20 protein-coding genes, 1 tRNA gene and 1 pseudogene are annotated in these 20,812 nt (G+C 70.5%); 20 read left to right on the forward strand and 2 right to left on the reverse strand.

Going from position 1 to position 20,812, the window contains the following annotated elements; genetic code table 11:
* Window positions 1-13: 13 nt before the first annotated feature.
* Window positions 14-1,519: a transglycosylase SLT domain-containing protein gene (locus ACOZ90_RS00320; protein WP_422891642.1), complete on the forward strand. Its 1,506-nt coding sequence runs from the start codon at window positions 14-16 to the stop codon at window positions 1,517-1,519.
* Here ACOZ90_RS00320 and asd read toward each other — a convergent pair.
* On the reverse strand, window positions 1,516-2,382 hold the full coding sequence (gene asd / locus ACOZ90_RS00325) for an archaetidylserine decarboxylase (RefSeq protein WP_422891643.1): 867 nt from the start codon (window positions 2,380-2,382) through the stop codon (window positions 1,516-1,518). The genes ACOZ90_RS00320 and asd overlap by 4 nt on opposite strands.
* Before the next feature lie 11 nt (window positions 2,383-2,393).
* On the reverse strand, window positions 2,394-3,041 hold the full coding sequence (locus ACOZ90_RS00330; RefSeq protein WP_422891644.1) for an SCO family protein: 648 nt from the start codon (window positions 3,039-3,041) through the stop codon (window positions 2,394-2,396).
* Between the two features lie 85 nt (window positions 3,042-3,126).
* Here ACOZ90_RS00330 and prmB point away from each other — a divergent pair.
* The 19 genes and pseudogenes from prmB to nuoE all read left to right on the forward strand — a co-directional run.
* Window positions 3,127-4,038 (forward strand): annotated as a pseudogene (gene prmB / locus ACOZ90_RS00335) (50S ribosomal protein L3 N(5)-glutamine methyltransferase); the annotation flags it as partial.
* A 70-nt stretch (window positions 4,039-4,108) separates the two neighbouring features.
* The gene (gene aroC, locus ACOZ90_RS00340) at window positions 4,109-5,221 is read left to right on the forward strand and encodes a chorismate synthase (protein ID WP_422891645.1); all 1,113 of its coding nucleotides are present in this window, start codon (window positions 4,109-4,111) and stop codon (window positions 5,219-5,221) included.
* Complete coding sequence (locus tag ACOZ90_RS00345) at window positions 5,214-6,233, forward strand: aspartate-semialdehyde dehydrogenase (RefSeq protein ID WP_422891646.1); 1,020 nt, start codon at window positions 5,214-5,216, stop codon at window positions 6,231-6,233. Before aroC ends, ACOZ90_RS00345 begins: the two co-directional genes overlap by 8 nt.
* A 64-nt stretch (window positions 6,234-6,297) precedes the next feature.
* Window positions 6,298-8,202 carry a motility hub landmark protein FimV gene (locus ACOZ90_RS00350; protein WP_422891647.1) on the forward strand — a complete coding sequence of 635 codons (1,905 nt, stop codon included), beginning with the start codon at window positions 6,298-6,300 and terminating at the stop codon, window positions 8,200-8,202.
* A gap of 15 nt (window positions 8,203-8,217) precedes the next feature.
* Window positions 8,218-9,000: a tRNA pseudouridine(38-40) synthase TruA gene (gene truA, locus ACOZ90_RS00355; RefSeq protein ID WP_422891648.1), complete on the forward strand. Its 783-nt coding sequence runs from the start codon at window positions 8,218-8,220 to the stop codon at window positions 8,998-9,000.
* Entirely contained in the window at window positions 8,997-9,674 is a 678-nt protein-coding gene (locus ACOZ90_RS00360; protein ID WP_422891649.1) for a phosphoribosylanthranilate isomerase, read from the forward strand. Before truA ends, ACOZ90_RS00360 begins: the two co-directional genes overlap by 4 nt.
* Entirely contained in the window at window positions 9,671-10,882 is a 1,212-nt protein-coding gene (gene trpB / locus ACOZ90_RS00365; protein WP_422891650.1) for a tryptophan synthase subunit beta, read from the forward strand. The genes ACOZ90_RS00360 and trpB overlap by 4 nt, the downstream gene beginning before the upstream one ends.
* Entirely contained in the window at window positions 10,879-11,682 is an 804-nt protein-coding gene (gene trpA / locus ACOZ90_RS00370; protein ID WP_422891651.1) for a tryptophan synthase subunit alpha, read from the forward strand. The genes trpB and trpA overlap by 4 nt, the downstream gene beginning before the upstream one ends.
* A gap of 128 nt (window positions 11,683-11,810) precedes the next feature.
* Window positions 11,811-12,701, forward strand: a complete 891-nt coding sequence (accD, locus tag ACOZ90_RS00375) for an acetyl-CoA carboxylase, carboxyltransferase subunit beta (RefSeq protein WP_422891652.1) — start codon at window positions 11,811-11,813, stop codon at window positions 12,699-12,701.
* Entirely contained in the window at window positions 12,698-14,047 is a 1,350-nt protein-coding gene (glmM, locus tag ACOZ90_RS00380; protein WP_422891653.1) for a phosphoglucosamine mutase, read from the forward strand. The genes accD and glmM overlap by 4 nt, the downstream gene beginning before the upstream one ends.
* A gap of 18 nt (window positions 14,048-14,065) precedes the next feature.
* Window positions 14,066-15,004, forward strand: coding sequence for an isopenicillin N synthase family dioxygenase (locus tag ACOZ90_RS00385; protein ID WP_422891654.1), 939 nt, complete (start codon window positions 14,066-14,068; stop codon window positions 15,002-15,004).
* Window positions 15,005-15,676: 672 nt separating this feature from the next.
* The gene (tpiA, locus tag ACOZ90_RS00390; protein WP_422891655.1) at window positions 15,677-16,429 is read left to right on the forward strand and encodes a triose-phosphate isomerase; all 753 of its coding nucleotides are present in this window, start codon (window positions 15,677-15,679) and stop codon (window positions 16,427-16,429) included.
* Between the two features lie 19 nt (window positions 16,430-16,448).
* Window positions 16,449-16,883: a preprotein translocase subunit SecG gene (gene secG / locus ACOZ90_RS00395; RefSeq protein ID WP_422891656.1), complete on the forward strand. Its 435-nt coding sequence runs from the start codon at window positions 16,449-16,451 to the stop codon at window positions 16,881-16,883.
* 42 nt (window positions 16,884-16,925) lie between these two features.
* Window positions 16,926-17,010: transfer RNA gene (locus ACOZ90_RS00400), tRNA-Leu, on the forward strand.
* Window positions 17,011-17,254: 244 nt separating this feature from the next.
* Window positions 17,255-17,611: an NADH-quinone oxidoreductase subunit A gene (locus tag ACOZ90_RS00405; protein WP_422891657.1), complete on the forward strand. Its 357-nt coding sequence runs from the start codon at window positions 17,255-17,257 to the stop codon at window positions 17,609-17,611.
* Window positions 17,602-18,189, forward strand: a complete 588-nt coding sequence (locus ACOZ90_RS00410) for a NuoB/complex I 20 kDa subunit family protein (RefSeq protein ID WP_422891658.1) — start codon at window positions 17,602-17,604, stop codon at window positions 18,187-18,189. The genes ACOZ90_RS00405 and ACOZ90_RS00410 overlap by 10 nt, the downstream gene beginning before the upstream one ends.
* Entirely contained in the window at window positions 18,182-18,970 is a 789-nt protein-coding gene (locus ACOZ90_RS00415; RefSeq protein WP_422891659.1) for an NADH-quinone oxidoreductase subunit C, read from the forward strand. The genes ACOZ90_RS00410 and ACOZ90_RS00415 overlap by 8 nt, the downstream gene beginning before the upstream one ends.
* Window positions 18,967-20,277: an NADH-quinone oxidoreductase subunit D gene (locus ACOZ90_RS00420; protein WP_422891660.1), complete on the forward strand. Its 1,311-nt coding sequence runs from the start codon at window positions 18,967-18,969 to the stop codon at window positions 20,275-20,277. Before ACOZ90_RS00415 ends, ACOZ90_RS00420 begins: the two co-directional genes overlap by 4 nt.
* Window positions 20,278-20,281: 4 nt before the next feature.
* Window positions 20,282-20,809 (forward strand): NADH-quinone oxidoreductase subunit NuoE, encoded by a 528-nt coding sequence (gene nuoE / locus ACOZ90_RS00425; protein WP_422891661.1) that lies wholly within the window; start codon window positions 20,282-20,284, stop codon window positions 20,807-20,809.
* The last annotated feature ends 3 nt before the right edge of the window (window positions 20,810-20,812 follow it).

A 20,812-nucleotide genomic window follows, 5' to 3' on the forward strand; every position in this document is an offset into this window, starting at 1 on the left:
CGCTCCGGTTCCCATGCCCGTTTCCACGCCCTTCGCCTTCCGCCCGCTCGCCATCGCCGGGCTGGCCCTGCTGCTCCTGGTTCCGCTCTCCGCCGATGCCCAGTCGCGCCGCGACCGCGAAGCCGCCGCCGTCCTGCAGCAGCGCATGGACGCGGCCGAAACCCGCTACCGGGAAGCGCTGGTGCGGGTGCGCAACAACGAGCCCGAAGCAATCGCCGAAAGCGATGCTGCGCTGGAGGACATGGAGGACGTGATGGTGGAGTGCGGCGGGCTTCGCGGCTGCGATCCGGCCGGCTTCGTGACCACCTTCAAGCGCCTGCTCAAGGAGGAGGCCGACGACGCGACCCTGGGCGCGGACGAGGACATCGACCCGTTCGACCCGGATCCGGACGGCATGCTGGCCACCAGCGTCGGTGCCGACGTGCCCGAGGCGGCGCGCGCCGCGGCCCTGCTCAGCGACGGCCGCCGCTTCGTTGAAATGGTGCAGTTCAACCCGGCGGTGCAGGAGGGCATCCGCCGCTGGCTGACCGACATGCGCCACTCGCTGATCGTCAGCCACGAGAACTACCAGTACATGCGCCACCTGATGTGGCCGCAGTTCGAGAACCACGGGCTGCCGGAGGCGCTGCTGTTCGGCATCCTGGCCAAGGAATCCACCGGCCGGGTGCACTCGACCTCGCGCGCGGGCGCGGCCGGGCCGCTGCAGTTCATGCCGGCCACCGGCAGGCGCTTCGGCCTGGGGCCGGACGCGACCGGCTTCGACACCCGCTACGACCCCTATGGCTCGGCCGAGGCGGCCGCGTCCTATCTCAACGAGCGCCTGCGCGAGCTCAACAACAGCATCGAGCTGGCGCTGGCCGGCTACAACGGCGGGGAAGGGCGCGCGCGCCGGATCCACAGCGAGAACGGCGGCCGCAGCTTCTGGGACGAGTCGGTCTACAACCAGTTCCCGCCCGAGACCCGCGACTACGTGCCGATGGTGATCGCCGCGGCGTGGCTGTTCCTGCATCCGCGCCGCTACGGGCTGGAGTTCGAGAAGGTCAGCGCGCGGCCCGCGCCGCTGACCCTGGAGCGGGCGGCCTCGATCTACGAGCTGACCATCTGCCTGGGCAACGGCGGCACCCGCTACGGCTACATGCGCATGCTGCGCAACCTCAACCCGCGCTACCAGGCCGACGACGTGATCCCCGCGGGAACCACCCTCAACGCCACCAGCGACGTGGTTCGACACTACGGCCGCTGGTGCACCCGCAGCGCCCGCGCCGACATCGCCCGCGAACTGGTCAACAGCGACCCGGGCAATGCGATCGTGCGCTCGGGCCCGGTGGCGCCTGCGGCAGCGCAGGCGTCCACCGATGCGCCCCGCGTCCATCGCGTGAGCCGCGGCGAAACCCTGGGCCGGATCGCCCAGCGCTACGGCTGCAGTCTGCAGGCCTTGGCCCGCGCCAACAACCTGCGGGCGCCGGCCTACAGGCTGAGGGTCGGCCAGCGGCTGTCGCTGGCGTCCTGCGGCAGCTAGTCCGGCCGCGAAGCGCGGGTAGCCAGGCGCTGGCCAAGCCGCACCGGGGCTTCGGCAGCGAGCTCCGGTGAGAGTTCGGCCACGCCCGGCGGCAGCAGCACGATCACGGTGGAGCCGTAGTTGAAGCGGGCCATTTCGGCGAAGCGCTCCAGCGCGATGCTCCGACCGCGGTAGTCCTTGCGGGTGATGCGCTTGCCGTAGGCGGGGATCTCCTCGCCGCTCCAGACGGTTTCCACGCCCGAGACCAGCAGCGCGCCGACCATCACCACGGCCATGGGGCCGAAATCGGTGTCGAAGTGGCACACCAGGCGCTCGTTGCGGGCGAACAGGCGCGGCACGTGCCGCACGGCCGCCGGGCCGACGCTGAACAGGCGGCCCGGCACGTGCACGGTTTCGCGCAGGGTGCCGCTCCAGGGCATGTGCACGCGGTGGTAGTCGCGCGGCGACAGGTAGACGGTGGCAAACACGCCGCCCTCGAAGGCTTCGGCGGCGGTTTCGTCGCCCAGCAGCTCGGCGGCGGTGAACGAGCGGCCCTTGGCCTGGAAGATGCGGCCGCGCTCGTCGGCGTGGCCGATCGGCCCGCACTGGCTGATGCGGCCGTCGGCGGGCATCAGCAGGGCATCCGGATCCGGGTCGGCCACGCGCGCGCCGGGGCGCAGGGCGCGGGTGAAAAAGGCGTTGAAGCTCTCGTAGGCGCGCGGATCGGGCTCGGCGGCCTCGGCCAGGTTCACGTCGAAGCGCCTGACCACGGTGTCGATCAGCCAGCGGCTGGTGCGCGGGCTGCGCGAGTAGGCCAGCCGCCGCGCCAGCGAGGACAGCAGCCGGTGCGGCAGCACCCAGGTCAGCGCGGTGACGGCGTCCATCCGGGTGCGGCTCAGTTGCGGCCGGCTTCGGTGAGCATGCGCAGGTCGGCGGCGATCGCGGCCGGATCCAGCGGGCCCTGCAGCACGCCGGCCATGCGCGCCTGCGGATCCAGGATCGCCATCGCCGAGGAGTGGTCGATGCTGTACTGATCCGCCGGCGCGCCCTCGGGCGGCGGCACCTTCATGAACACCAGCGACATCGAGCGGGCCAGTTCCTCCAGCGCCGGGATGTCGGCGGTGGCGCCCAGGGTGTCGGGATGGAAGGCGGTCAGGTATTCGCCGATGCGCTCCGGGCTGTCGCGCTCGGGGTCGACCGAGACGAACAGCACCCGCGGCCGGATCGCCTCGGGGATGTCCTCCAGCTGGCGCTGGGCCTGGGCCAGCTCGGCCAGGGTCATCGGGCACACGTCCGGGCAGAAGGTGAAGCCGATGAACACCACCGTCCAGTGGCCGTGCAGCTCGCCCGGGATCAGCTGGGTGCCGTCGGACTGGCGCAGGTTGAAGTCGGGCAGCTCGCGCGGCTGCGGGAACAGGGTGATGGCGCTGGTTTCAGGCTGCCCCGCCGGCGCGGCCGGCGACAGGATCTTCTGCGCGGCAATCAGCCCCAGGGCGGCGGCAAGGGCGACGACGAGCACGATCAGCGTGGTGCGGTTGAACATGGCTGGATCCGGTTTGGCTGCGCGCATGATACCCGCGCCGCCGATATACTTCCCGGCTCCCTTGCCCCAGACCGGCCGCGCCGAAATGACCGACGAACTGCGCACGATCATCGACCTGATCCGCTACGGCGCCAGCCGCTTCAACGCTGCCGGGCTGACCTTCGGCCACAGCTACGACAACGCCCTGGACGAGGCCACCCAGCTGACCCTGCACGCCCTGCACCTGCCGCACGACCTGTCGCCGGTGTACGGCCAGGCGCGGGTGACGCTGGCCGAGAAGGAGGACGTGCTGGCGCTGTTCCTGCGCAGGATCGAGGAGCGGGTGCCGGCGGCCTACCTGACCGGTGAGGCGTGGTTCGCGGGGCTGTCGTTCAAATCCGACCCGCGCGCGCTGGTGCCGCGCTCGCCGATCGCCGAGCTGATCATGGCCGGCTTCGAGCCGTGGCTGGGCGGGCGCGAGGTGCGCCGGGCGCTGGATCTGTGCACCGGCTCGGGCTGCATCGCCATCGCCATGGCCCACCACAATCCGGACTGGCACGTGGACGGCGCCGACCTGAGCGGCGACGCGCTGGATCTGGCCCACGAGAATGCCGACCGGCTGGGCGTGGACAACGTGCGCTTCCTGCAATCCGACCTGTTCTCGGGCCTGCAGGGGGAACATTACGACCTGATCGTCACCAATCCGCCCTACGTCACCAATGACGAAACCGATGCGCTGCCGCCCGAGTACGCCCACGAGCCGGAGCTGGGCCTGCGCGCCGGCGACGACGGCCTGGATCTGGTGCTGAAGATCCTGCGCGACGCGCCGCTGCACCTGCACGAGGACGGGCTGCTGGTGTGCGAGGTGGGCGAGTCCGAGCGCGCGCTGGCGGCCCTGCTGCCGGAGCTGCCGCTGGCGTGGGTGGAGTTCAAGGTCGGCCAGATGGGCGTGTTTATCGCCGAATGCCACGACCTGGTGGCGCACAACGCGCGCATCGCCGCGCTGGCCGCCGGGCGCGAGGGCGGCGTGGCGCCGGCTGCCCCGGCCGCGGGCCGGGCGGAAGCTCCCGGCGGGCTGTTCTGAGCCCGTGTCCAACACCACCGGCCAGCTGTTCCGCGTCACCACCTTCGGCGAATCGCACGGGCCGGCGATCGGCTGCGTGATCGACGGCTGTCCGCCGGGAATCGCAATCGCGGTGGAGGACTTCGCGCGCGATCTGGAGCGCCGCGCCACCGGTCGCAGCCGGCACACATCGGCCCGGCGCGAGCAGGACGGGGTGGAGATCCTGTCGGGCGTGTACGAAGGCGTGACCACCGGCGCGCCGCTGGCGCTGCTGATCCGCAACACCGACGCGCGCAGCAAAGACTACGACCGCATCGCCGGCCAGTTCCGGCCCGGCCATGCCGACTACACCTGGTGGCAGAAGTACGGCATCCGCGATCCGCGCGGCGGCGGCCGCTCCTCGGCGCGCGAGACCACCATGCGGGTCGCGGCGGCGGTGGTGGCGAAGAAATGGCTGGCCGAGCGCCACGGCGTGCGCGTGCGCGGGCACATGGCGCAGATCGGAGAGATCGTTCCGCGCGGCCACGACTGGGCCGTGGTCGAGGACAATCCGTTCTTCTGGCCCGACGCCGCCCAGGTGCCGGAGCTGGAGGCGTACATGGACGCGCTGCGCAAGTCCGGCGATTCGGTCGGCGCGCGGGTGCGGGTGGTGGCCGATGGCGTGCCCCCGGGCTGGGGCGAACCGGTGTACGGCAAGCTCGACGCCGGCCTGGCCGCGGCGATGATGTCGATCAACGCGGTCAAGGGCGTGGAGATCGGCGACGGCTTCGCCAGCGTGGCGCAGAAGGGGAGCGAACACCGCGACCTGATGACGCCGGAAGGCTTTCTCTCCAACCACGCCGGCGGCGTGCTCGGCGGGATCAGCAGCGGCCAGCAGGTGGTGGCTTCGGTGGCGTTCAAGCCGACCTCCAGCCTGCGCCTGCCTGCGCCCGGCGTGGACGTGGACGGCAACGTGGTCGAGGTGGTCACCACCGGCCGCCACGACCCCTGCGTGGGCATCCGCGCGACCCCCATCTGCGAGGCGATGATGGCTTTGGAACTGATCGACCAGGCGCTGCGCCACCGCGCGCAGTGCGGCGACGTGGGCGCGGTCACCCCGCGCATCCCGGGTGATGCCGCGGGAGGCGCGGATGTCTGACAAGCGCTTCAGGGTCGCGGTGGTGGGCGCCACCGGCGCGGTGGGCGAGACCATGCTCTCGATCCTTGCCGGGCGCCGGTTCCCGGCTTCCGCCGTAGTGGCGCTGGCGAGCGCGCGCTCGGCCGGCGGCTACGTGGACTTCGGCGACGACGAGCTGCTGGTGCACGACCTGGCCGGGTTCGATCCGGCCGGCGTGGACATCGCGCTGTTCGCGGCCGGCGGGGATGTTTCCAGGGAGCACGCGCCCCGGTTCGCCGAAGCCGGCGCCGTGGTGATCGACAACTCCTCCGTCTTCCGCCAGGAGCCGGACGTGCCGCTGGTGGTGGCCGAGGTCAACCCCGAGGCGGCCGCGCAGCGCCCGCGCGGGATCATCGCCAACCCCAACTGCTCGACCATGCAGCTGGTGGTGGCGCTGGCGCCGATCCACCGCGCGGTGGGCATCGAGCGCATCAACGTGGCCACCTACCAGTCGGTGTCCGGGGCGGGGCGCTCGGCGCTGGAGGAGCTGGGGCGCCAGACCGGCGCGCTGCTCGGTTTCCAGAGCGCGGAGCCGGAGCGGTTCCCGGTGCAGATCGCCTTCAACCTGATCCCGCACATCGACGACTTCATGGACAACGGCTACACCCGCGAGGAGATGAAGCTGGTGTGGGAGACCCGGCGCATCCTCGGCGACGACACCATCCAGGTGAACCCCACCGCGGTGCGGGTGCCGGTGTTCTACGGGCACTCGGAAGCGGTGCACATCGAAACCCGGGAGAAGATCGACGCCGCCACCGCGCGCGCCCTGCTGGAAGCGGCGCCCGGGGTGACGGTGGTCGATGAGCGCGCCGCCGGCGGCTACCCGACGCCGGTCACCCACGCCTCGGGCAATGATGCCGTGTTCGTCGGCCGCATCCGCGAAGACCTGTCCCATCCGCGCGGGCTGGACCTGTGGATCGTGGCCGACAACATCCGCAAGGGCGCGGCCCTGAACGCGGTGCAGGTCGCGGAACTGGTCGCACAATCCGCCTGAAACATTGCGGATACGCGCCGCAGGCGGCTAGAGTCGTGGCGCGAAAAGGGGGAAGGCGATGCTGTTGAGATGGAGATTGGCCTGGGTCATGGCGCTGGCGCTGCTGGCGGGGCCGGCGTTCGCCCTGGGCCTGGGCCAGATCCAGGTGCGCTCGCAGTACGGCGAGCCGCTGCTGGCCGAGATCCCGATCGTCTCCAGCGATCCGGCCGAGCTGCGCCAGCTGCAGGCGCGGCTGGCCTCGCCTGAAACCTTCGCCCGCATCGGCCTGCAGCCGCCGCAGGGGCTGGTGCAGGATCTGCAGTTCAACGTTGCCCTGGACGCCTCCGGCCGCCCGGTGATCCGGGTCACCAGCGCCGCGCCGGTGGAACAGCCGCTGCTGACCTTCCTGATCGAGGCCGACTGGGGGCAGGGGCGTCTGGTGCGCGAATACTCGGCGCTGATCGATGCCCCGGACACGATCGCCGCGCCGGCCCAGCCGCCGATCCAGGCGCCGGTGGTGGAGACCGGCGACCGCATCATCCGGCCGGCGTCCGCGCCCGAGCCCGTTGCAACCGCGGAGCAAACCCCGGCACCCGAACCCGGGCCGGCGGTCGAGCCGGATCCCGAACCCGCCGCCGCGCCGGTCGCCGAGGCCGCCGAACCGGATCCGGTCGAACCCGAAGCCGCGCCGGCTCCCGCCGTGCCCGCACCCGCACCTGTTCCCGCGCCAGTGGCCACCACTGCGTCGGTTCCGGGCGAATACGGCCCGATCCAGGCCGGCGACACCCTGAGCCGGATCGTCCAGGGCATGGCCCTGGAGGACGGCGTTTCGGTCAACCAGATGATGCTGGCGCTGGTGCGCACCAATCCGCAGGCCTTCATCGGCGGCAACGTCAACCTGCTGCGCGAGGGCGCGGTGCTGCGCATGCCGGAGGCCGGCAGTGCGCAGCAGGTGTCCATGGCCGAGGCCACTGCCGAGGTGCGCAGCCAGGTCGCGCGCTGGCGGGAGATGTCCGGGCCGCGCCCGCAGCCGGCCGCCGACGCGGTGGACGCCGCCGGGGGCACCGCCACCGCGGACGCAGCGGCCGACGGCGGGGACGCCCCGGCACCGGCGGCGGGAGCGGCCGTGGCCGACGCGCGGCTGGAAATCGCGCCGGCCACCGGTGAAGGCGGCCAGCAGGCAGGAACACGATCCGGCATCACCGCCGGTGGCGAGGGCGAGATGTTGCGACAGGAACTGCAGGAAACCCGGGAATCGCTGGCCGCCCGCGATGCCGAAGTCGAGGAACTCAAGGCGCGGCTGGCCGATCTGGAGCAGCTGCAGGCGCAGCAGCAGCAGCTGATCGAGCTCAAGGACAGCGAACTGGCCACGGTGCAGCAGCGCCTGGCCGAGTCCAACGAGCAGGCGGCGCCGACCCTGGCCCAGGCCAACCAGGATCCGGCCGGCGGCCCGGCGCCGCAGGAGGCGGGGCTGCCCTGGCTGTGGATCGGCCTGGGGCTGGTGCTGGTGATCGCGGCGGCGCTGGCCTGGGCCCGGATCCGCCGCGAGGGTGCGGATACGCCCGTCAGGCGCGCGGTGGCTCCGGCAGCGGCTCCGGCAGCCGGCGGCCCGACCTGGCATGCGGGCGGAGCCGCCGCCGCCACGCCGCAGCCGTCCTCACCCGCGCCGGCTCCGGTTCCCGAAGCCCCGCCGGCACCGGAACCCCCGGTTGCGTCCGAACCCGGGCCCGAGCCGGAATCCGAGCCGCGGGTCGAAACGGTCATCGCGGAAGAGCCCGAACCCGAACCCGAGCCCCTGTCGGCGGCCGAAGAGGACGCTGACCCCGTCGGCGACCTGCTGACCGGCGCGGGCGAACGCCTCGAACTGGCCAAGGCCTACATCGAGCTGGGCGACGTCGATACCGCGCGCGCCCTGCTGCAGGAAGTGGCCCGGGAGACCGGCGCGCCCGAAAGCAGCGAGGCCGCGCGCCTGCTGTCCGAACTGGCCTAGGCCAGCCGGCCGGCCATGCGCTACGCGATCGGCGTCGAGTACGACGGCACCGGGTTCAACGGCTGGCAGCGGCTGAGCCAGCCGGGGGAGCCGGGGCCGCCCACCGTGCAGGCGGCGCTTGAGCAGGCCCTGTCCCGGGTCGCCGACGCGCCGGTGGAAACCGTCTGCGCCGGCCGTACCGATGCCGGCGTGCACGCGCGCTGCCAGGTGGCCCACTTCGACAGCGACGCCGGGCGCAGCGACCGCGCCTGGGTGCTGGGCACCATGGGCCACCTGCCGCGGGACATCGCGGTGCGCTGGTGCGTGCCGGTCGCAGACGACTTCAGCGCCCGCTTTTCCGCCCACGCCCGCCGCTACCGCTACCGGATCCTGAACCGCGCGGTGCGCCCGGCGCTGCATCGCCAGTACCTGTCCTGGGAGCGGCGTCCGCTGGACGCCGCGGCCATGCACCGCGCCGCCCAGGCGCTGGTGGGCGAGCAGGATTTCTCCAGTTTCCGCACCGTGCACTGCCAGGCCCCGCACGCCCGCCGCAATCTGCATAAGATCGCCGTGGGTCGCGATGGCGACGAGGTCGTGGTCGACGTGCAGGCCAACGCCTTCCTCCACCACATGGTGCGCAACATCGTCGGTTCGCTGCTGGAGGTGGGCGCCGGCGAGCAGGCGGAAGGCTGGATCGGCGCGCTGCTCCAGGCCCGCGACCGCACCGTTGCCGGCCCGACCGCGCGGGCGGCGGGGCTGCTGTTCATCGGCCCGCTGTACGGTGGGCAGTGGAACCTGCCAGGAGAAGTGAGCCAGTGACGCGCGTGCTGTTCCGCACCCGGATCAAGTTCTGCGGCATGACCCGCCCGGGCGACGTGCGCCTGGCCGGCGAGCTGGGCGTGGACGCGGTCGGCTTCGTGTTCGCCGCCGGCAGCCCGCGGCGGCTGGAGCCGGAAGAGGCCCGTACCATGCGCGTGGCGCTGGCGCCCATGGTGACTCCGGTGGCGGTGTTCAGCGGCAACGACCAGGCCGAGGTGCGCGAGGTGGTGCGCCAGGTACGCCCGTCGCTGCTGCAGTTCCACGGCGACGAGGACGACGCGTTCTGCCGCGGTTTCGGCGTGCCCTACATCAAGGGCGTGCCGATGGGCGGGGAGCCGGGGCCGGTGGACATGGGCCGGCTGCGGCTGCGCTGGCCCGCGGCGTCGGGCTTCCTGTTCGACGCCCACGGCGGCGGCGTGGCGCCCGGGGCCGGGCAGCGGTTCGACTGGTCGCGGCTGCCGGTGGGCGGCGAGATGCCGTACCTGGTGGCCGGCGGGCTCAACCCGGACAATGTCTTCGACGCCGCGCTGGCGACGTTGCCCTGGGGCGTGGACGTGGCCAGCGGCATTGAAAGCGCCCCGGGGATCAAGGACGGAGAGCTGATGCGGCGCTTCGTGGAAGAGGTACGGCGGGCCGACTGCCAGGAAATCGGCGACACTGCACGACAATCATGACCAACCACATCGATTACAACGACTGGCCCGACGCCCAAGGGCGCTTCGGGCGTTTTGGCGGCCGCTTCGTGGCCGAGACCCTGATCGGCCCGCTCGAAGAGCTGGCCGCGGCCTATGACGCGGCGCGGGCCGACCCCGCCTTCATGGCCGCGTTCGACCACGACCTGAAGCACTACGTCGGCCGGCCCAGCCCGGTCTACCACGCCCGCAGGCTGAGCGAGGAAACCGGCGGCGCGCGGATCCTGCTCAAGCGCGAAGACCTCAACCACACCGGCGCGCACAAGATCAACAACACCATCGGCCAGGCGCTGCTGGCCGCGCGCATGGGCAAGCCGCGGATCATCGCCGAGACCGGGGCCGGCCAGCACGGCGTGGCCAGCGCCACCGTGGCCGCGCGCCTGGGCCTGGAGTGCGTGGTCTACATGGGCGCGACCGACATCGAGCGCCAGAAGATCAACGTGTATCGGATGAAGCTGCTTGGCGCCCGGGTGGTGCCGGTGACCTCCGGCTCGGCCACGCTCAAGGACGCGCTCAACGAAGCCATGCGTGACTGGGTGACCAACGTCGCCGACACCTTCTACATCATCGGCACCGTGGCCGGGCCCGACCCGTACCCGCGCATGGTGCGCGACTTCAACGCGGTGGTCGGGCGCGAGGCGCGCGCGCAGCTGCTGGAGCAGTACGGCCGGCTGCCGGACGCGGTCACCGCCTGCGTGGGCGGCGGCAGCAACGCGATCGGTATCTTCCACGCCTTCCTCAACGACCGCGGCGTGCGCATCGTCGGTGCCGAGGCGGCGGGCGAGGGCATCGACAGCGGCCACCACGCGGCCTCGCTCAGCGCCGGCCGGCCGGGCGTGCTGCACGGCAACCGCACCTACCTGCTGTGCGACGACGACGGCCAGGTCACCGAAACCCATTCGATCTCGGCCGGCCTGGACTACCCGGGCGTCGGCCCCGAGCACGCCTTCCTCAAGGACACCGGGCGCGCCGAGTACGCGGGCGTGACCGACGCGGAGGCGCTGGCCGCGTTCCACACCCTGGCCCGCACCGAGGGCATCCTGCCCGCGCTCGAGTCCAGTCACGCCGTGGCCCAGGCGATCAAGCTGGCGCGCGAGCTGCCGCGCGACGGCATCGTCCTGTGCAACCTGTCCGGCCGCGGCGACAAGGACGTGCACACCATCGCCGCGCGCGAAGGGGTGGAGGTATGAGCCGCCTGGATCGCAGGTTCGCGGCGCTGCGCGGGCAGGGGCGCAAGGCGCTGATCCCGTTCATCACCGCCGGCGACCCCTCGCTGGAGGCGCTGGTGCCGGTGATGCACGCGCTGGTGGCCGCGGGTGCGGACGTGATCGAGCTGGGCGTGCCGTTCTCCGATCCGATGGCCGACGGCCCAACGATCCAGCGCAGCTCGGAGCGGGCGCTGGAGCGCGGGGCGAGCCTGGACTGGATCATGGCGTGCGTGCGCCGGTTCCGGGCCGATGACGCGGATACTCCGGTGGTGCTGATGGGGTATCTGAACCCGGTCGAGATCCGCGGGGCCGAACGCTATGCCGCGCAGCTTGCGGATGCCGGCATCGACGGGGCGCTGCTGGTCGACCTGCCGCCGGAGGAGGCGGCGGAGGTGGGCGGGGCGTTCGAAGCCGCCGGCCTGGCGCTGATCCTGCTCGTGTCCCCGACCACCGGCCAGGCGCGCCTGCGGATGCTGTGCGAACGCGCGGGCGGCTATCTGTACTACGTGAACTTTGCCGGGGTTACCGGCGCGTCGGAACGGCTGGATCCCGCCGCGGCCGGCCAGCGGCTGCGGGCGATCCGGGCCGCGGCGGGCGTGCCGGTGGTCGCGGGTTTCGGCATCGGCGACGCGGCCAGCGCCAGGGCAATGTCGGCGGACGCGGACGGGGTGGTGGTGGGCAGTGCGCTGGTCACCGCGATGGAAAAGGCGACGACTCCAGAGGATGCGGCTGATGCCGCAGGCGCGTTCCTGGCCCCGCTTCGACACGCCCTGGACGCTTGAAAATCAAGGGCCTGGGGCGCACTTTTCAAGGACGGCCGGAGCCGCAGGGGCGACTGGCTGCCTGCTAGACTTGCGCCACCGCGGCGCGACCGCTGCCGCCACCCGCTGACAGTACGGATGGGAACCCATTGAGCTGGATCAAGAAACTGATGCCCGGAACGATCCGCACCGAGACCGGTGCGCCGCGCAAACGCAACGTGCCCGAGGGCCTGTGGGAGAAGTGCGACCGCTGCGGCGCCATCCTGTACCGCCCCGAGCTGGAGCAGAACCTGGAGGTGTGCCCCAAGTGCAATGCGCACCGGCCGATCCGCGCGCGGGCGCGGCTGCGCGGGTTCCTGGATCCGGGCGCCGGCGCCGAGATCGGCGCCTCGCTCGGGCCCACCGACGTGCTCCGGTTCCGCGACCAGAAGAAGTATTCCGACCGCATCCGCACCGCGCAGAAGGCCACCGGCGAGCGTGACGCGCTGGTGGCGATGGAAGGCACGCTCAAGCAGCACCCGATCGTTGCCTGCGCGTTCGATTTCGCCTTCATGGGCGGCTCCATGGGTTCGGTGGTCGGCGAGCGCTTCGCCCTGGCCGCCGAGCGCGCGCTCGAGCTGGAATGCCCGTTCGTGTGCTTCTCCGCCAGCGGCGGCGCGCGCATGCAGGAGAGCCTGTTTTCGCTGATGCAGATGGCCAAGACCTCGGCCGCGCTCGGGCGCCTGCGCGCCGCGGGCCTGCCGTACATCTCGGTGATGACCCATCCCACCACCGGCGGGGTGTCGGCGTCCTTTGCGATGCTCGGCGACATCAACATCGCCGAGCCGGAGGCGCTGATCGGCTTCGCCGGCCCGCGGGTGATCGAGCAGACCGTGCGCGAAACCCTGCCCGAGGGCTTCCAGCGCAGCGAGTTCCTGGTCGAGCACGGCGCCATCGACCAGATCTGCGACCGCCGCGAACTGCGCGAGCGCATCGCCCGCCTGCTGGCGATGCTGATGAAGCAGCCCGCGGCGGTGTCCGACGCGGAGGCCGTGGCATGAGCCGGAAGTATTTTGGCACCGACGGCATCCGCGGCCGGGTGGGCGAATCGCCGATCTCGGCGGATTTCGTGCTGCGCCTGGGCAACGCCTACGGCCACGCCCTGCACGAGGGCGACGGAGCCTGGCGCAAGCCGCTGGTGATCATCGGCAAGGACACCCGGATCTCCAACTACATGTTCGAAGCCGCGCTGGAAGCGGGCCTGGTGGCCGCGGGCGTGGACGTGCAGCTGATGGGGCCGATGCCCACGCCGGCAGTCGCCCATCTGACCCGCTCGCTGCGCGCCGACGGCGGCATCGTCATCTCCGCATCGCATAACCCGCACTACGACAACGGCATCAAGTTCTTCTCCGCCGAGGGCGAGAAGCTCGACGACGCCACCGAGCTGGCGATCGAGGCCGCGCTGGATCAGCCGTTCCGCACAGTGGAATCGGACAAGCTGGGCAAGGCGGTACGCACCCGCGACGCGATCGGCCGCTACCTGGAGGCGTGCAAGAACTCGCTGCCGCGCGGCTTCGACCTAGACGGCATGCGCATCGCCATGGACTGCGCCAACGGCGCCGCCTACGAGGTCGGGCCGCTGGTGCTGCGCGAGCTTGGCGCGCGGGTGGATGCGATCGGCATCGAGCCGAACGGGCTGAACATCAACGACGGCGTCGGCTCCACCCACCCGCAGGCGCTGGTGGAACGCGTCACCGCAACCGACGCCGAGCTGGGGGTCGCCTTCGACGGCGACAGCGACCGGGTGCTGTTCGTGGCCCGCGACGGCCGCATCGTCGATGGCGACGACCTGCTCTACATCCTCGCCTGCGACTGGCAGCAAACCGGACGGCTGGCAGGGCCGGTGGTCGGCACCCTGATGACCAACTACGGCTTCGAGCGCGCGCTCGATGAGCGCGGCATCGGCTTCATCCGGGCCAAGGTGGGCGACCGCTACGTGCACCAGGCGCTGCTCGAACACGGCGGCGTGCTCGGCGGCGAGGCCTCCGGCCACCTGCTGTGCCTGGACAGGTCGAGCACCGGCGACGGCATCGTCAGCGCGCTGCAGGTACTGGAAGTGCTGCAGCGCCGCGGCATCAGCCTGGAAGAGGCGCTGCAGGGCCTGGACAAGGTGCCGCAGAAGACCGTCAACGTGCGCTACGGCAACGGCGCCCGTCCGGTGGAGGCGCCGCAGGTGCAGCAGGCCCTGGCCGAGGCTCAGGCCGCCGTGCAGGGCAGGGGACGCGCGTTCCTGCGCCCTTCGGGCACCGAGCCGGTGGTGCGGGTGACGGTGGAAGCCGACGACGCCGCGCTGATGCAGAAAACCCTCGATGAGCTTTCCGCCGCGGTGCGCGCGGCGGCGGCCTGACCCTTCACGGAGAGCAGCATGTCCCCCCGCATCCCCACCCTCGACATCCGCCGCTTCGACACTGACCGAGACGCCTTCGTGGCCGAACTTGGCGCGGCCTACCGCGAATGGGGTTTCGCGGGCATCAACGGCCACGGCATCGCGCAGTCGGACATCGATGCCGCCTACGATTCGTTCAAGGCATTCTTCGCCCTGCCCGAGGAAACGAAGCTGAAGTACCACGTGCCGGGCAGCGGCGGGGCGCGCGGCTATACGCCGTTCGGGGTGGAGACCGCCAAGGGTTCCAAGCACTTCGACCTGAAGGAGTTCTGGCACATCGGCCGTGAGGTGCCGGACGATTTTCCGCACCGCGACGTCATGCCGCCCAACCAGTGGCCGGAAGAGGTGCCGGGTTTCCGCGAGCACGGTTACGGGCTGTACCAGGCGCTGGATGCGCTGGGGTCGCGGGTGCTGTCGGCGCTGGCGTTGCACATCGGGCTGCCGGAGGACTGGTTCGCGGACAAGACCGATTACGGCAATTCGATCCTGCGGCCGATCCACTATCCGCCCATCACGGCCGATGACATTCCCAACGTCCGGGCGGGCGCGCATGGCGACATCAACCTCATCACGTTGCTGGTGGGGGCGAGCGCGGCGGGGCTCGAGGTGCAGTCCCGCGACGGTGGGTGGGTGCCGTTCACCTCGGACGCGGACACGATCGTGGTCAACATCGGCGACATGCTCGAGCGGCTGACCAACCACGTGTATCCGTCGACCATCCACCGGGTGGTGAACCCGCCGGGCGGGGAAGCGCGCAAGGCGCGCTACTCGGTGCCGTTCTTCCTGCATCCGAATCCGGACTTCCTGATCGAAGTGCTGCCCTCGTGCATCACTCCCGATAACCCCAACCGCAACCCCGAGCCCATCACCGCACAGGGTTTCCTCGAAGAGCGCCTGCGCGAAATCAAGCTCAAGTAGGAGCGCGCGATGCGCGCGAAGCTGCGTGAATACAGGCGGCACCGCGTGGCTTCGGACACCGCGCCGTAGCCGAAGCCCGCTTGCAACGTAGGTCGGGTTCCGTCACGGCCCGGCGAGCCTTGGCCGCTGCGGGATAGGCTCTCGTCGGAGGCTGGTGAGGCTAGTGGTGGCGTGATGGACTTCGTCGGGCCCTGACGGGCCCCGCCGCGGCCGGCAGGCCTTTGCGCTCCATGTCCCCCGGCCTTCGCTGCGCTACGGCCTCCTCCTTTACTTACGCGCAAAGGCCTCCCGGCCACGGCGGAGCGAGGCTCCGGATGGTGCAAGAAGCCTGACTGCGGGTGGAGCGAGAAAACCCGGGCTGTTCCACACCGAAGCACCGAAATCCCGGATGGGGTGAGCCGCGCCCTCCCGGCGAGGGGGTATCGCGACAAGCAATACATGGATGTATTGCGCGCGCGTCAAGGCACGACGCCTTGCCGCGCGAAAAGCGATACCCCCTCGCCGGGAGGTCGCGGCGTCCAACCGAAGCCTCGCCGGGAGGTCGCGGCGTCCAACCGAAGCCAGGCATTGCCATCGGCGCCTACTTGAGCTTCCCGCTCCGGAACCGAGATCGGAGCGAAATATCCCCGCGAGGGCTAGAATTGGCGCCCCCGAGGCTTTGCTGGAGACGACATGCGCCCAAGGATCGTGGCTGGAAACTGGAAGATGAACGGCGACCGCGACTTCGCCGCTGCGCTGGTGGGCGAACTGGCCGGCGCCGAGCTGCCGAAGAACGTCCAGGCCATCGTCATGCCTCCCTTCCCGTACCTGGCCGCCCTTGCCGCTGAATGGGCGGAGAAAGGTATCGCCTTTGGCGCCCAGGACGTCAGCGAGCACGCCAAGGGCGCCTACACCGGCGAAGTTTCCGCGGCCATGCTGAAGGACATCGGCGCCACCCACACCCTCGTCGGCCACTCCGAACGACGCCAGTACCACCGTGAAGACAGCGCGCTGGTGGCGCGCAAATTCGCCGCCGCCAAGGCCGCCGGCCTCGTCCCGGTGCTGTGCGTGGGCGAGTCGCGCGAGGAGCGCGAGGCCGGCAGCACCCAGGCCGTCATCGCCGCCCAGCTCGATCCCGTCTTCGACGCCTGCGGCGACCAGGCCCTGGAAGGCGCAGTGGTGGCCTACGAGCCCGTCTGGGCGATCGGAACCGGCCTGACCGCCACCCCCGGGCAGGCCCAGGACGTCCATGCATTCATCCGTGGCGAGGCGGCCCGCCGCGATGCTACAATCTCCGGCTTGCTGCCGATCCTGTACGGAGGCAGCTGCAAACCCGACAATGCCCCCGCGCTGTTCTCGCAGCAGGACGTGGACGGCGGACTGATCGGAGGCGCCTCGCTGGCGGCCGCCGATTTCCTCGCCATCATCGACGCTGCGGCGCGCTGAAACCAACGGATCCAATCCGATGCTGCTGTACATCCTCAACATCCTGTTCGTCCTGGTCTCGATCGCCATGGTCGTGCTGATCCTCATGCAGAAGGGATCGGGCGCGGCGGCCGGCTCCGGCTTCGGCGGCGGCGCCTCGGCCACCGTGTTCGGTGCGCGCGGCTCGGCCAGCTTCCTGACCAAGGCCACCAAGTGGCTGGCGATCGCATTCTTCGTCATCACCCTGGCGATGGCCTGGTACGCGACCCGCAACGCCACCCAGGTGCAGGCGCAGCAGGACATGGGGCTGATGGGTTCGATCCCGGTAGCGCCCCAGGACGCCACGCCGGCAGCGCCGGCCGTGCCCGTGCCGCCGGCGGACTCCGCGGTGCCGCAGGCGCCGGCCGGCGAGCCGGCCGGATCCAGCGTGCCGGCCGCGCCGCAGCCGGTGGAAGAAGAGCAGGGAGGCAACTGACCGGGCAAGTCCCGGCGGCGCGCTCCCGGCGCGCAGAATCATGCCCAGGTGGCGGAATTGGTAGACGCACTACCTTGAGGTGGTAGCGACGAGAGTCGTAGGGGTTCGAGTCCCCTCTTGGGCACCAAGCAGATGGCCGGAGCGCAGCACGCCCCGGAACAACGGCCCCGCCACGCGCGGGGCTTTTTTTGAAGTGGTTTCGGGCTTCGGGATCGTTTACTCGCCAGTTCATAATTAGTTACAATTGACGCACTGGATCGGTAACCCCGGATCCGTTTTTTTTCGCCATCCGGCCACGCCCGGACAGGCGACCCGGCGCCAAGGCGCCCAGCAACGGCCGCGGTGCGGCCGGTAGCCGAGAGAACAACAACGTGCTGGCCGAATATTTGCCCACCCTGCTGTTCCTGATCGTCGCGGTCGGTATCGGGATCGCCCTGCTGCTGATCGGCTGGGCCCTGGGGCCCAAGCGTCCGAGCGAGGCCAAGCTGTCGGCCTACGAATCGGGCTTCGATGCGTTCGACGATGCGCGCATGCAGTTCGACGTGCGCTACTACCTCATTGCCATCCAGTTCATCGTCTTCGACCTGGAAATCATCTTCATCCTCCCGTGGGCCACCGTGTTCCGCGACCTGGGCATGGTCGGGCTGGTGGAGATGGGGATCTTTGCCGGCCTGCTGCTGCTCGGCTTCATCTATGTGTGGAAGAAGGGAGCCCTGGAATGGGAGTGACGCGCGCGATCCAGAAGGTCTCGGACTTCGCCAGCAACCCGCTGCCCGATGGCCGGGTGGATGACATCCTGCGGCCGGAGGGCGACAACCCGCTGCTGGAGCAGGGCTTCCTGACCACCAACACCGACACCCTGCTCAACTGGGCGCGCACCGGCTCGATGTGGCCGGTGACCTTCGGCCTGGCCTGCTGCGCGGTGGAGATGATGCATGCCGGCGCCGCGCGCATGGACATGGATCGCTACGGCGTGATCTTCCGTCCCTCGCCGCGACAGGCGGACGTGATGATCGTGGCCGGCACCCTGGTCAACAAGATGGCCCCGGCGCTGCGCAAGGTGTACGACCAGATGACCGATCCCAAGTGGGTCATCTCGATGGGCAGCTGCGCCAACGGCGGGGGCTACTACCACTACTCCTACTCGACCGTGCGCGGCTGCGACCGGGTGATCCCGGTGGACGTGTACGTTCCCGGCTGCCCGCCCACCGCCGAGGCGCTGGTGTACGGCATCCTGCAGCTGCAGCGCAAGATCCGCCGCGCCTCCAACTTCGGCGAGAACAAGACGGGGCTGCGCAATGGCTGACCGGCATGCCGCCCTGGCCGAGCGCCTGCGCGAGCGCTTCGGCGAGGCAACCGTGAGCGTGGACGGCTCGCGCGCCGAGGTCGGAATCGAGTTCCCGGCCGCCGCCTGGCAGGAAGGCTGCCGGGTGCTGCGCGACGAGTTCGGCTTTGAACAGCTGATCGACCTGTGCGGCGTGGACACCCTGGGCTACGGCACCGACGAGTGGGACACCGGCGTGTCCTCGCAGGGCTACAGCCGCGGCGTGGTCGGGCGCGGCCCGGGGCGGTTCCGTTTCGGCCAGCAGCCCAGTCAGCAGATGCCGCAGCCGGCGGGCGAGGGTGCAGTGGCAGAGCCGGAGCGCCGCTTCGCCGCGGTGGTGCAGCTGCTGTCGGTGCAGCACAACCTGCGCATGCGGGTGACCGCGTTCGCGCCGGACGACGCGCTGCCGATGCTGGATTCGATCACCGGCGTCTGGCCGGTGTCCGACTGGTACGAGCGCGAGGCGTTCGACCTGTTCGGCATTGTCTTCCAGGGTCATCCGGACCTGCGCCGGATCCTGACCGACTACGGCTTCGTCGGCCATCCGTTCCGCAAGGACTTCCCGCTGATCGGCAACGTCGAGGTGCGCTACGACCCCGAGCGCAAGCGCGTGGTGTACGAGCCGGTGACCTCGGTCGAGCCGCGGGTGACCGTGCCGCGGGTGATCCGCGACGACGCCCGCTACGCCACCTCGCTGGGCGAGGAGGGCGACTACAGTCCGGCCCCCGGCATCGGCCCGGCCGATGCAGGAGCAGTGAAATGAGTGCGGTACCCGATTTCCCCGGCGCGGTTTCCCGCGGCGACATCGCGTCGCCCGAGCAGGAGATCCGCGGCTACACGCTGAACTTCGGCCCGCAGCATCCGGCCGCGCACGGCGTGCTGCGCATGATCCTGGAGATGGAGGGCGAAACCGTCCTGCGCGCAGACCCCCACGTGGGCCTGCTGCACCGGGGCACCGAGAAGCTCGCCGAATCCAAGCCGTTCAACCATTCGATCGGCTACATGGATCGCCTCGACTACGTGTCGATGATGTGCAACGAGCATGCCTACGTGCGCGCCATCGAGACCCTCATGGGCATCGAGGCACCCGAGCGCGCGCAGTGGATCCGGACGATGTTCGACGAGATCACCCGGATCCTGAACCACCTGATGTGGCTGGGCGCCAACGGCCTGGACCTGGGCGCGATGGCGGTGATGCTGTACGCCTTCCGCGAGCGCGAAGAGCTGATGGATGTGTACGAGGCGGTCAGCGGCGCGCGCATGCACGCGGCCTACTACCGCCCCGGCGGCGTCTACCGCGACCTGCCTGACCGCATGCCGCAGTACCGCGAGTCGCCGTGGCGCAAGGGCGCCAAGCTCAAGCGCTTCAACGAATGGCGCGAAGGCTCGATGCTGGATTACCTGGAGGCCTTCGCCAAGGACTTCCCGAGCCGGGTGGACGAGTACGAGACCCTGCTCACCAACAACCGCATCTGGAAGCAGCGCACCGTCGGCATCGGCGTGATCCCGCCCGAGCAGGCGCTGGCCTGGGGCATGACCGGCCCGATGCTGCGCGGCTCCGGCGTGGAGTGGGACCTGCGCAAGAAGCAGCCGTATGCCAAGTACGCCGAAGTCGACTTCGACGTGGCCGTGGGCACCGGCGGCGACTGCTACGACCGCTACCTGGTGCGCGTGGCCGAGATGCGCCAGTCCGCGCGCATCATCGAGCAGTGCGTGGCGTGGCTGAAGGCCAACCCCGGCCCGGTCATGGTGGACAACTTCAAGGTCGCGCCTCCCTCCCGCGAGGAGATGAAGGACGACATGGAAGCGCTGATCCACCACTTCAAGCTCTTCAGCGAGGGCTACTGCGTACCGGAAGGACAGACCTACCAGGCCGTCGAGGCGCCCAAGGGCGAGTTCGGCTGCTACCTGGTCTCCGACGGTGCCAACAAGCCGTTCCGCGTGCATCTGCGCGCCCCCGGCTTCGCCCACCTGTCGTCGATGGACACGGTGGTCAAGGGACACATGCTGTCGGACGTGGTGGCCATGATCGGCACCTACGACGTCGTGTTCGGCGAGATCGACAGGTAAGGCAATGAAAGCAACCGGCAATTTCGAGAACGCGCGCAACGTCGACCCGATGGTCGTGCTGAGCGACGACACCCGTTCCACCATCGACCACTGGGTCACCAAGTTCCCGCCCGACCGCAAGCGCTCGGCGGTGATCCAGGGGCTGTTCGCCGCCCAGGAGCAGAACGGCGGCTGGCTCAACGACGAGATCATCGCCGCGGTGGCGAAGTACCTGGATCTGCCGCCGGTGTGGGCGTACGAGGTGGCCAGCTTCTACTCGATGTTCGTGCTGGAAGAGGTCGGCCGCCACAATGTCGCCTTCTGCACCAACATCAGCTGCTGGCTCAACGGCGCCGACAAGCTTGTCGCGCACGCCGAGCAGAAGCTGGGCGCCAAGCTGGGCGAATCCACCGCCGACGGCCGCGTGTACCTCAAGCGCGAAGAAGAGTGCGTGGCCGCCTGCTGCGGCGCGCCGGTGGTCCTGATCAACGGCCATTACCACGAGAAGCTCACCACCGCGAAGGTGGACGAGCTGCTCGACGGACTGAAGTGAGTC

This window comes from Luteimonas dalianensis (genome assembly GCF_049339425.1).
GTDB classification, from domain to species: Bacteria; Pseudomonadota; Gammaproteobacteria; order Xanthomonadales; family Xanthomonadaceae; genus Luteimonas; species Luteimonas dalianensis.

What these genes read in the sequence shown, in the direction of transcription:
- truA (WP_422891648.1), top strand. Translation starts at nt 8,218, where the DNA reads ATGCGCTACGCGATCGGCGTCGAGTACGACGGCACCGGGTTCAACGGC.
- ACOZ90_RS00420 (WP_422891660.1), top strand. Translation starts at nt 18,967, where the DNA reads ATGAGTGCGGTACCCGATTTCCCCGGCGCGGTTTCCCGCGGCGACATC.
- trpA (WP_422891651.1), top strand. Translation starts at nt 10,879, where the DNA reads ATGAGCCGCCTGGATCGCAGGTTCGCGGCGCTGCGCGGGCAGGGGCGC.
- ACOZ90_RS00320 (WP_422891642.1), top strand. Translation starts at nt 14, where the DNA reads ATGCCCGTTTCCACGCCCTTCGCCTTCCGCCCGCTCGCCATCGCCGGG.
- ACOZ90_RS00330 (WP_422891644.1), bottom strand. Translation starts at nt 3,041, where the DNA reads ATGTTCAACCGCACCACGCTGATCGTGCTCGTCGTCGCCCTTGCCGCC.
- ACOZ90_RS00415 (WP_422891659.1), top strand. Translation starts at nt 18,182, where the DNA reads ATGGCTGACCGGCATGCCGCCCTGGCCGAGCGCCTGCGCGAGCGCTTC.
- ACOZ90_RS00345 (WP_422891646.1), top strand. Translation starts at nt 5,214, where the DNA reads ATGTCTGACAAGCGCTTCAGGGTCGCGGTGGTGGGCGCCACCGGCGCG.
- glmM (WP_422891653.1), top strand. Translation starts at nt 12,698, where the DNA reads ATGAGCCGGAAGTATTTTGGCACCGACGGCATCCGCGGCCGGGTGGGC.
- nuoE (WP_422891661.1), top strand. Translation starts at nt 20,282, where the DNA reads ATGAAAGCAACCGGCAATTTCGAGAACGCGCGCAACGTCGACCCGATG.
- trpB (WP_422891650.1), top strand. Translation starts at nt 9,671, where the DNA reads ATGACCAACCACATCGATTACAACGACTGGCCCGACGCCCAAGGGCGC.
- asd (WP_422891643.1), bottom strand. Translation starts at nt 2,382, where the DNA reads ATGGACGCCGTCACCGCGCTGACCTGGGTGCTGCCGCACCGGCTGCTG.
- secG (WP_422891656.1), top strand. Translation starts at nt 16,449, where the DNA reads ATGCTGCTGTACATCCTCAACATCCTGTTCGTCCTGGTCTCGATCGCC.
- tpiA (WP_422891655.1), top strand. Translation starts at nt 15,677, where the DNA reads ATGCGCCCAAGGATCGTGGCTGGAAACTGGAAGATGAACGGCGACCGC.
- ACOZ90_RS00410 (WP_422891658.1), top strand. Translation starts at nt 17,602, where the DNA reads ATGGGAGTGACGCGCGCGATCCAGAAGGTCTCGGACTTCGCCAGCAAC.
- ACOZ90_RS00385 (WP_422891654.1), top strand. Translation starts at nt 14,066, where the DNA reads ATGTCCCCCCGCATCCCCACCCTCGACATCCGCCGCTTCGACACTGAC.